This is a genomic window from Planococcus sp. ISL-110, assembly GCF_018613575.1.
Lineage (GTDB): Bacteria > Bacillota > Bacilli > Bacillales_A > Planococcaceae > Planococcus.
The window spans coordinates 1-11,672 of sequence record NZ_JAGGPX010000041.1 but is presented as its reverse complement, the minus strand read 5'-3'; the positions used below and the strand labels follow the sequence as shown (position 1 = coordinate 11,672).

Here is an 11,672-nt window from a genome sequence, read left to right as displayed (position 1 = left end):
TCTCGAGCTTGTCCTTCTTCAATTGTCCTGGTCTTCGAGCGCAGCTCTGATCAATCGTTCCGGCCATTCCGGTTTGAAAGCCGGGAAAGACCGGGTTGCATACAGTGCAAAATTGCGGATAGCGATGTCGTCAGAAGTCAGATATGAGTCTATGCGGTCTAGAATGGCAAGCTCCTTTTCATACTTTTTAAAAACTGTATCAGCTATTTGACAATTTGTCTCAACACCTGAAGATTAATTTATTCATAAAAAGCCCTCACCACTCAAAGTCTTCTGGATACTCCTCATGAAATCGCGTCCCTGGGAAAGAAACAATTCTAAACGATTCTGATAATACACAACAATTTATACTCCATACATCTACACACCCTATTTGACGCTTACTAATATAGTAAAAAGCTGATGCAACATTAAAGTGTTTTGGAAATATTTTGATAATTGTGGGATAATGAACTATATGAAAAAACAGAGGTGAGAAGATGGCAATCCCAGGTTTTCAAGAATTCATGTATCCATTCCTTAAAATGATGGAAGATGGAAAAGAACATTCAATAAGTGAGGCATATAGCCGTTTAGCAGACGAGTTAGGTGTGACTGACGAAGAAAGAGAAGAACTGCTACCAAGCGGTAAGCAACGAATTTTACATAATCGCATTGGATGGACGCGAACTTATTTGAATAAGGCTGGTTTATTAAAGACAGTCCGACGTGGGAATTATGTCATTACTGAACGAGGAAAACAACTGTTGATGGATCCTAATGTAGAGAAAATTGATAATGCATTTCTACTGCAATTTAAAGAGTTCCGGATTTTTAAGAACATAGGAGTTGTCCAACCGAATCCAATTCAACCTCCGATTAATGGGGATATTACACCCCTGGAAGAAATTGAAAAGAACTATCAGATTTTAAAGGAAGAAGCGAAAGAGAATTTATTGGACAAAGTTAAAAATGGTAGCCCATTATTCTTTGAGCGACTAGTAGTCGAGTTGTTGGTCGCTATGGGTTATGGCGGATCAATAACCGATGCGGGACAAGCAATTGGCCGTTCTGGTGACGAAGGTATAGACGGGATTATAAAGGAAGATGTGCTGGGTCTCGATATGATTTACCTGCAGGCCAAGCGCTGGGAAAACACAGTGACCCGGCCCGAAATCCAAAAATTTGCCGGAAGTCTAGAGGGCCAACGTGCTCGAAAAGGCGTTTTTATAACAACTTCGAATTTCTCAGATGGTGCTAAAGGATTTGTTCAAATGATAGATAAGAAAATCATTTTGATAGACGGGGATGCCCTGACAGAATATATGTTCACTTATAATATTGGTGTTGGACATGAAGAGACTTTTATTATAAAAAAAGTGGATGAGGATTATTTTGGAGAAGAGTGAAATAAATAGCCAAAGTTAAGTTGAAATTAATCCCTTTTAACTAGACAGTACATGAGGCTGTAAGCTTAACGAATAATGCCTTTTTCGGTCAGTACTGAAGCAGGAAATAACGTCAGTAAGTGGTCATCCTGAAAGAGAATTAAAACTCTCATCCGCGTATTTTTATAATTTACGATTTAGTAAATCGTGCGAATTATTATTAAATTATTTTACATGTAACAATTGGACATCCTATTTGGATGTCTTTTTTTTTGGAAAATTATTTTAATAAAAATTCAAAAGCAGGTAAAATTATGTGCTTTATTGAAATAAGTGTAATAACTATCAATAATACAGCGAAATTCTGATAAATTGTTGATTTTATCTGAAAATTTTGTTTAGAATAAATATCCAATCTGTTACAATTATTACATAATTATAATACTTTAATAGGTGAATTAAACTATATAAACATTTTTAAAGACAAATTATTTAGAACGGAGGGATAGTGTGAGAGCTGAAGAATACTTAATTTATACAGAGTCCAGGATGGAAAAATACTTTAAGAAAATCAAAATTGTCAGTGAAGCTAATCTTCCATTCACTGAGTACGAAAGTATATTAAACAGATTCAACGAAATATTGAGTCACAATACCACGCATCAGGATAGAGTTGTGAATTTAATATGGAATTGTGCGCCCAGAACTGCACTTTTGTTAACGGTGAACTATGCAATCTATAATTATGATGGTAACTTTTGGGGGCAGTTCAAAAACGATATTTCTCTTTTAAAGGATCAGAAATGGAAAGTAAAATTTCTTAAGCAGATTCAATTAGAAAATCTAGAGTTTTTCGCAAGAAATAGTAATCAAAAATATGTTGAAAATATTCTGGGACATGCGGGCATACCCAAGCACAATATTGAAGGATTTATAAAAAATGTTATCGACCCTGCAGCAAGTTTTGACTTAACAGCCGAAGAAGTAATTGAGTCTGTGAAAAAGGGGAAGAACTATGGGTCTGTTGTAAAAACTTATGGGCTATTTAAAAGTGTAAAAGATTTCATTAAGCTGGAGAACTCTGTTTCCAATAGTCTTATTTCTCGCTGCATTGAAGTTTGGAGGGAACAGGAGCGACCGTTTCCCGAAAAGTATAGAGATTATTTGCCTGATCATATCTTGGATGAATTTGAAAGATATGCATCAAAGGATTTACTAAACAAAGTGAATCAACACCGCCAACAAAGATTGTCGAGGCCAGTTCTAAATTACTCAACACAATATCAAAATGTTTTCATCAAACTACCGATTCAGCGATTCAACAATAAAGAGCAGGTTAAAGTCGAATGGAATATAACGTCTGATGGTAATTCCATAATAATTCCTACAAAAATATATACATCAGATGAAGAACAGGAATATATCGTGGACAGCAAGAATGGAGAGCATCCTGTATCTCCCATGAGTGATTACACTGTCCATCTTTTAATCGATAGTGAGATTAAGGGAGAGTGGAGTTTTTACCTTGATAAAGTGGCAGTGTTCGACACGAATAGCTATGAGCTACTTAATAAGAGCTACCTTTCCAACACTAACGTGATGATCATATTACATAAAGATGAAAAAGAAATAATAGAAAACTGTAAAAATGATTATTTAGTAAAGCCACTGTTTGATAAATGGAGTGGTTATTTAGAAATAGACTTATATTTGGAAAAACCCGATACTCTCGTGTTTTCTGATACAACTTTAATATTTAACCCTTTGCGCAATTTAATGGAAATTGATGGAGCTCGATTTACTAACGTAAAGGCGGAAAGCGCCATTTATACAGATGAACCGATTATAAAACTGGATTCTGATATTGTCTCTTTGAGTGAAGACTTCTCAAAATGGAATCTTAAACTCTATCACCCATTTTCAAAATCAACAGTTTGGAAGAAGTTAAGTGAATTGGAAATTGAACAATCTTCAAAAGGCATAGAAATTAACTTGTTGCAGTTATTGGATGGAAAAGACCAGCCCTTTGGGAAATATTCATTACGCTTAACTGGTGTTCTGGGGCACGATCAATCTATTGACTTCATATACATCTCGAGAGAAGATTTTTCATTCACTGTAGAAGAACAAGAAATTAATGTCGAGACTTCGCTGATAATAGATTTCACAATTCCTACAACTTTTAATGTTGAAAAGAAAAATGATAATAAGACTATTTTCGAAATACCGACCCATCCTAATTTTGTTCGTGGAAACCTTTTGAATCTCAAGACAAAAGAAAAACTGGATCTTAAATTGTATTCCAGCAATATTTCTTGTGAGTTAGTCAGCCCAACTGGCACTCTTCCTTTAGGTATGACTTTTAATGCAACTGAATTTGAATTAAGCAGCACCCACGTATTGCTTGATTTGGAGAATCCATCTTTATTATTGTCTGGAAAAACAGTTGCTATATCATTGGTTGAAAGGCTAAAGACTGGTGAAATGGCTAAGAAAACGTTCAACTGCAGAGTTGGCAGAAAACACATTTTGGATTTGAGATACTTTGAAAGTTTGCATAAAGTCAGTGGAAAGAGAACTATTGGATTGAAAATAGATGAAATGGGTATCATGGAAAAAGTGGTAACGATTGAAACCGAATGGATTTTAAAGTCAGTGTCGTTTTCACCATCAGACAGTGATACTTTATCTTTTGAATGTTCTTTTCAACCAGAAAAACTGAAAATGCGCATATGGTCTTTTAATTCCCAAAGAGAGCTTATTTCAGAACAGGAGATAGAAACTCCATCCAACATTGTACATTTCAAAAAGGAAGAAATACTGGATGGATATTATATTTTTAAGTTAGAGGAAGTAGTGGATGATGATTTTTTCGATATTTTTGAGGAGGTCAGTTATCCCTCTACACTGGATGACCACACTAAATTATTGAAAGTAGAGAGAACAGCTGTACTTCCTTCATTTGCTGAATGGCTCCTACTTCTTGATATCAATGGTGAAGAAAAAGAATGGGAAAAGGAAGAGTTGGAAGAACTTATAAGGTTTATGTGGGATAAAAAAACAGTAATAGAATCGTTATTATTGAAAGACTACAATCTATGCTGCGATTTTGGGCTTCAAAACATCGATTTGTTGTTGGAACTTGTTCAACTAGAAAATAATGCCGAAGTTGCATCGTTCATATGCAAAATAGCGGGATATCAAGAATGGGATCCAGATTCTTTCAGTATTGCCGTGGAAAATCGTTTAGAAAAAGCAGGGAAAGTTGTCTATTACGCTCCGCCAAAGCTAAGCTTGTTTAGCACTTTATCGCAGCGTGAAAGAGCCATTAGTTTTCAAAGAAAGATTAAAATAAGCCAGTACATCAAAGGGTTTAGTATTGAACATGAATATCTATCGTTTCTTAATGAAATTGACACATCTGAATCGTACCGCTCTAAAGTTGAAGTATTCTATGCTAACCACAAAAGCGCTTTAGACGAAGTGCTACTTGGTCTAAAAACTCAACAGCTTATTTCAAAAGAAAACATAAATCAGTTAAATTCTAGAAGGATCGCAACAGACAACGACTTTTATGACTTCCCATTTTATATCGGTCTTTCTGCTTTGACATGTGCCTTGATAATTGATCATGAAAGCAAAATGGATACACAAACCTTATTTTCATTAAGACAAGCCATTCCTGCTTTATATGATATTGCTGCAAATTGGTTTTTACACGACCTGGTACATTGGAAAGAAAAACTGGTAGCCGATAAAATGGCATTGATCAATTTGGAAGAGAGGAAACATAAATATGGGCATCCATCCTTTACATGGAAAGACTAGAATTGATAACGATTATAGAGATTATCTCGCAACTACATTTCCGATAAACAATGAAGAGATAGAGGCTGCCTTTTCGAAAGAGCTTAGAAAAGAGAATCTTCTCTCAAAAGGTCCTTTCTTAGAAGTGACACCACCGTATAAGAAGGGAGCATCCATAAGCGCATTGGTTAAAGAAGGCGTGTTATCCACTAGCTTTCTAACCCTTAATCAGGAAGAGATGCCGGCCGATCGGCCATTGTATACCCACCAAGAAAAAGCTATCAGAAAAGCAAAAGAGAAAAAGAATTTCGTTGTTGCAACTGGTACAGGTAGTGGTAAAACAGAATCCTTCATGATGCCTATTTTGAATGATCTCTTTTTTGAACATGCACTGAAAAGTCTGCAGCCTGGAGTAAGAGCTCTTTTTGTTTATCCGATGAATGCACTTGCAAATGATCAAATGAAGAGACTGAGGTCTCTTTTAAAAAATACACCTGAGATTACTTTTGGTAGGTATACAGGGGAGACGGAACATTTGGAGAAGCATGCCGTCGATAAATTCAAACAGCAAAATCCTGGAATTGAAAGATTGCCTAACGAGATCCTTTCACGAAATGAAATGAGGAATAACCCACCGCACATATTAGTGACGAATTACGCAATGCTGGAGTATTTACTTCTAAGACCCACGGACACTGCATTTTTTGATGGGGACTTTTCGGAAGATTGGAAGTATATTGTACTGGATGAAGTGCATTCTTATAATGGTGCGAATGGCATTGAAATAGGAATGCTTCTAAGAAGGTTAAAAGACCGGATTTTAAAAAAGAGACACTTTAGAGGGAGTCTGCAATGTATTGCCACTTCTGCAACCTTAGGTTCGGGAGCGGAGGCAAAACAAAAAGTTCTTAAATTTGCAGATAATATTTTTGATGAACCTTTCCACTATAAGTCCGAAAATGAAAATGATCTGATTGAGTCAGAAAGAATTGATTACAGGGATGAACATGATTTACAATATCGCCCTGAGTGGTCTATTTACTCATACTTATTGGAATTGAAACAGAAAGAACGATTAAGTGATGATGATATATTGAACTTGAAAAAGTATGGAATTGAAAATGCGAATACTCTGTTGGAAAATGAACGGGATACTAATGCATTTCTATACCGTTTTCTGAGCGGAGATGAAAATTTATTTAACCTTAGAGACTTGTTAAAGAATGAACCCCAGGATTTAAATGCATTACTAAATCGATTAATGGCCATTCAAGCCAAATTTGGTGATATTAAAGTGGAAGAAATTCGCCAAGGATTAGTTAATTTGGTGGATATAGCAGGAAGTATATCTCCCGAAGATTCACAGGAACCGCTTTTACCAGCGAGATATCATGTGTTTGTACGTGCAATAGAAGGGTGTTATCTCAAACTTTATCCCAAATACGAAGTCTCTCTGCAAGCAAAGAAAGTCGATGAAAGAACAAACTATCCTTTTTTTGAAATGGGAGTATGTTCGAATTGTGGTCAAGTACATCTCATTGGTGATGAAGAAGATGGAAAATTGGTTCAGCGCAAACAATCTCAGATACAAGATGAAAAAATTACGTATATTGCCTATATGATTAAAGAGAATGAGCAAGATTTGGCAGTCGATGAAGATGAAGATGAATTGACTGAGGAAGATAAAGAAGCATATGAAATGTGTCCATGTTGCGCAAGTCTTTGGCAAAAAGGGGAAGATTCTTCTTCTTGCTGTCGCGAAAGAGAAATGACAAACCCGGCACTTATTAAACTTGTTAAAGAACCTATTCAATTCTCGGGCCATTCTTCCTGTAATCATTGCGGGAAAAAGAAGCAAAACCCTATCAAGTTATTTTTGAGTGGAAGCGATGGTCCGGCTGCAATTTTGACGACGTCACTTTACCAGCAATTGGTATTGGATTCAAAAAAGACAATAAAAAATGAAAACATTACCGTAGTCAATGATCTTTTTGAAGATGTATTCAATGAATCTTCTTCTGAAGAAGTGCTGAAACAGGTAACGGAAGACAAATATGAGCCTCAAAAGCTATTAGTATTTTCCGATTCCCGCCAGGAAGCGGCTTTTTTCGCACCTTATCTAGAATATACTTACGAGCGGGATTTATGGAGAGCTATTTTATATAAAACGATTGGGAAATATGATGAAACCGAACCGATCAGTTTAAAGACATGGGCTGCGGATGCATACAGTGAAGCTTTGAAATGGGATATATATACTCCTGAAATGGATAGGGAAGAAAGAAAAACGATTGCAGAAGAATATGTGATGTCCGAATTTATTAAGGGGAATGTCCGCATTTCTCTTGAGGGGACTGGTTTGATTTCATATCAACTGGATCTTCCGGAAGAAATGGAATCTAAACTTGATTTGCTTGCTGTAAAATTAAATTTTGACAATGGCCAAGATTTGAAGGTGGCTATACAAGTTTTACTGAGCACTTTGAGACACAAAAATACAGTGACACATTTAGAAAGAAGTAAATTCAATTCGGATCGGATGAAGCCTATAAACTTTGAGAACTCGGTAAATAAGGAAGCTGCAGATAATAAAGGTTATGTCAGTGCCTGGATCCCGAAGCGATCAAATATTAGACTTGATTATTTGAAAAAAATCTTCATTCAAAAGGGACTGATTGAAGAAGAAGCTATTAGCGCCTCTAGAGAGCAACTTTCGCAAATATGGAATTTAATTAACTTGCCCCGATTTTATGAAAGCTTCTTTAAAAGCAAAAACGGCAACAATCTGCTGCAACAATCTATCTGGAGAGTGCGTAAAAATCGACCGATATTTCAGTGCGGCGATTGTAAAGTCGTCACCGCATATAATGTTAAAAATGTATGTATGACAAACGGTTGTACAGGTCAATTGAAGTCGATAGAAAATGGTACATTAAAATCTCATTACATCAATCAATACAATAATTTAATTCCTGTTAAAATGAGTGTAAAAGAACATACCGCACAATTGTCACCAGAGAACGCTTCAAAATATCAGGAGAAGTTTGTGAATGGAGATATTAATGTTTTAAGTTGTTCGACAACTTTTGAAATGGGAGTTGATGTTGGGGGACTGGAAGCTGTTTTCTTACGAAATGTTCCGCCAGAAACTGCCAACTATATTCAACGAGCAGGACGAGCAGGACGAAGAAAGGCTTCTGTAGCTTTTGTATTAACTTTTGCCCAAAGAAAGTCACATGACTTAACTTATTATCAAGATCCAGAAAAAATTATAGCAGGTGTTATTAAACCTCCTGTACTGAAAATGGATAACTCCAAAATCATTAAAAGACATTTGAATTCATTAGTTTTATCAAGTTTCTTTAGAGAGAATGAAGAGTTGTTCGGAAAAGTATCGGATTTCTTCCAGGACTCAATGACTATAAAATCTGGTCCCAAACGACTTGATAAATTCGTTAGAAATATGCCAACTCGATTATTGGAATCTGTACAGAAAGTGGTTCCTAACTATGATCAACTACGTTATCATCCTGAATTTGTTTCGTGGGAAAAAGATCTGATGCTGGAAGAAACGAGCCTGTTTAAAAAAGTTGCTAAGTTATATTATCAAGACTTAGAGGATTTAAGAAATATAAAAGAAGAAGACTTTAAAGCCAGCAGAAACACTGATAGATTGAATCGAGTAATGAATCGGATTCAAAACGAAGGGTTAATCAGTTTTTTATCAAGTTCAAATATTATTCCTAAATACGGTTTCCCTGTTGATGTAGTTGAAATGGTAATCTCTCAGACAGAAAAAGATGACATTCGTTTAAGTAGAGATTTATCAATGGCAATTGGAGAATACGCGCCAGGATCTCAAATTGTGGCTAACGGGACTATATATGAAAGTACTGGAATACGAAAAGTTAAAGGTTTTGAGCTTCCGACTATGTATTATATTGAATGTAAAAACTGTAAAACCTATAAAGTAATTGAACGTTTAAATCCAAATTACAGAGCTTTAACTGCTAATTGTGAAACATGTGAAGAGGTATGCGAAGTCCATAAAATGATTATTCCTAAGTTTGGATTTAATGCAAAGCGTGTGGAAAAAGCCAGTGACCGTAAACCCGCAAGAGAAAATCGCTCAAGAGTATTTTTTTCCGAATACTTCTATTCAGAAGAACAAGAAGTACGTGAACATCAACAGGCGTATGAACAAGAAAGAACTTTCAATTTAAAAGGTCAGGAAGTTCGGATCAAGTACTCTCCATATGGAAAACTGTCAGTAATAAGTAAAGGGCGCAGTGGGCAAGGTTACAAAATATGTACCTTATGTGGTTCCATGATGGGCACAAAAGATTCTAAACATCGAAATCAAATGAATAAAATATGTGAAGGCACCATAGATAAAAAGTCGATTCATCTTGGTCACGAGTTTATCAGCGACATTTTGGAAGTGGAATTCCTCAATAGCACTCCAGAAACAGAATTGTGGGATTCATTACTGTACGCGCTTTTGAATGGAATCAGCATATCATTGGGGATAAGCAGACGTGATATTGATGGATGTATCCGATACAACCACTTAGCTACTCCAACCATCGTGCTTTTTGATAAAGTTCCTGGTGGAGCGGGGTATATGAATGAAGTGTTTGGTCAATTGGAAAAAGTAATCGAAGCTGCAAAAGAACTTGTGAGCTCCTGCCAATGTGGTAAAGAAACGAGTTGCTATGGCTGTTTAAAAGATTACTCCAACCAGTATTGTCATGACACATTATCTCGTGGAATGGTCGATCTGTATTTAAGTAAGTTGGTTAAATGAAGTTCGTAGCCTGCTTTTTAAAGATATTCTCTAGGAGGTAAACTTATGAATGGAGAAGTTTTTCTAATCAGAATAAGTTCTGACAGAATTGTACCGGCACTTTGTTTATTGGATGAAAATGGAGAATATTGTTTTGCTCAGATTAGAAAAGGAAATATTGAAAAAGAAAATATAATAATTCCACCGAAACCTTTAATAACTAAAAGTAAAAAAGGGAGACATAAAAAGAGACAAAAAGAGGATGAACCAAAGAAAGAAAAAAAGATTATAGTTGATTCTATAAATATTGGTCAACCACAAGGCTTAAAGTCAGAATCTGTAGTCATGTTAAAAAAATTGCACTATATAAAGAATGACGCAATCATAAAACGATTAGCAACAATTTCATCTAAAGATTTCGAGAAATGCCTGCTCACATATAAAGAAATAAAGCGGATGAATGATTTACATCAAGAACTGCACAAAATAAAAAGAAGAATTCAACTTGCTCAATTAAATAATGAAAAATACGGAGATCTGGAAAAGAAAAAAGATCAAACTTTAAAGGCCATAGGATATTCAAACAAATCCTTGATTGCAAAGGAAAAGAAACCTTACTTGAACTATCGGGAAGTCCCGGATAAAGGTCGGATTAAAGTGTATAGAGGTTGAAAATAATTAGCGACTTTTGAATAACGGTCACCAAAAAAGTCGTAATGTCGGTTTAACATGTCTCTGTTCATGGATAATTAAGCATTAGGAGGGATGTTATGAGTAGTTTGAAAACATCAACAACTAATAGTCTATTTACCGCCAAGGATATAGCTGAACCATTAGCATCTGTAACTAATGAAGAGTCAAGCCAGTTGAAAAAGTATTTCTATGAGGATAATTTTGATGTGGTCGGTTTCCATGAAGATGGAAAAATCACTGGTTTTTTAGATAAAAACGGAGAACTGTTCACGGAGGACATAAGCGACAAAGTAATGAGATTCGAAATTCAAAATTTAATCACGTCGAATACGGACTTGAATGACTGTCTTTTAATGCTAGAAAAACATCAGCACTTGTTCATTATTGATAAATCACATGTAAATGGAATCGTAACAAGGTCAGATAGACAAAAACCTGCTGTTCGGATGATGTTTTTTGGGGTCATTACAATTTTTGAAAGTAAGTTAGCTTCTCTGATTGATTTAAGGTATCCGAGTAACTCTTGGGAGACTCTTATAGGGGAGTCAAGATTTATTAACGCACAATTCGAATATAAAAAAATGGTAGAGAAGAATCTAGAAGTTAACTTGATTAACTTTACACAAATCTGTGATAAGACAGATATCGTAGTGAACGATCCAATATTACTGGAGTCTTTAACTGGATTATCAAAAAAGCAAGCAAAAAAAGCTTTTAAGCAAGTTCAAAACTTAAGAGACGACTTAGCCCATGCACAATCTTTACAAAAATGGTTTGAGGATAAAGATATCCTAACTTTACTTGATCAATTAAGCATTATTACTGATAATATTGAAAAGCAATTCAAATAATAATGACAAAGGAACGGCAGTATTCATATTGACATGGATATTTCCTGTTTTTAGTTAATGGAGGTTGTTTCACTAGTGTTGCATTAATTATTTTTGAAGATTAGGAATTCATAAAACATTCGAAAACTGACGAAAACCAAAAGAAAAAGTCCTTTATAATGAAAAGTT

Annotated in this window: 6 protein-coding genes; all 6 read left to right on the top strand. The window is 35.3% G+C overall.

The window, feature by feature from the left end; translation table 11 throughout:
* A partial coding sequence (locus tag J7I83_RS17585) for a hypothetical protein (protein ID WP_215102911.1) occupies nucleotides 1-211 on the top strand: 211 nt, incomplete at its 5' end.
* Between the two features lie 268 nt (nucleotides 212-479).
* Complete coding sequence (locus J7I83_RS17580) at nucleotides 480-1,388, top strand: restriction endonuclease (protein ID WP_215102909.1); 909 nt, start codon at nucleotides 480-482, stop codon at nucleotides 1,386-1,388.
* A gap of 489 nt (nucleotides 1,389-1,877) precedes the next feature.
* On the top strand, nucleotides 1,878-5,195 hold the full coding sequence (locus J7I83_RS17575) for a hypothetical protein (protein WP_215102907.1): 3,318 nt from the start codon (nucleotides 1,878-1,880) through the stop codon (nucleotides 5,193-5,195).
* Complete coding sequence (locus tag J7I83_RS17570; RefSeq protein WP_215102905.1) at nucleotides 5,164-9,981, top strand: DEAD/DEAH box helicase; 4,818 nt, start codon at nucleotides 5,164-5,166, stop codon at nucleotides 9,979-9,981. The genes J7I83_RS17575 and J7I83_RS17570 overlap by 32 nt, the downstream gene beginning before the upstream one ends.
* Before the next feature lie 45 nt (nucleotides 9,982-10,026).
* Nucleotides 10,027-10,632: a hypothetical protein gene (locus J7I83_RS17565; RefSeq protein ID WP_215102903.1), complete on the top strand. Its 606-nt coding sequence runs from the start codon at nucleotides 10,027-10,029 to the stop codon at nucleotides 10,630-10,632.
* Nucleotides 10,633-10,730: 98 nt separating this feature from the next.
* The gene (locus tag J7I83_RS17560) at nucleotides 10,731-11,504 is read left to right on the top strand and encodes a DUF294 nucleotidyltransferase-like/CBS domain-containing protein (protein WP_215102901.1); all 774 of its coding nucleotides are present in this window, start codon (nucleotides 10,731-10,733) and stop codon (nucleotides 11,502-11,504) included.
* Nucleotides 11,505-11,672 lie beyond the last annotated feature (168 nt).

Excerpts from the sequence above, each read along its gene's own strand:
- J7I83_RS17580 (WP_215102909.1), top strand. The coding sequence starts at position 480 with ATGGCAATCCCAGGTTTTCAAGAATTCATGTATCCATTCCTTAAAATG.
- J7I83_RS17570 (WP_215102905.1), top strand. The coding sequence starts at position 5,164 with ATGGGCATCCATCCTTTACATGGAAAGACTAGAATTGATAACGATTAT.
- J7I83_RS17565 (WP_215102903.1), top strand. The coding sequence starts at position 10,027 with ATGAATGGAGAAGTTTTTCTAATCAGAATAAGTTCTGACAGAATTGTA.
- J7I83_RS17560 (WP_215102901.1), top strand. The coding sequence starts at position 10,731 with ATGAGTAGTTTGAAAACATCAACAACTAATAGTCTATTTACCGCCAAG.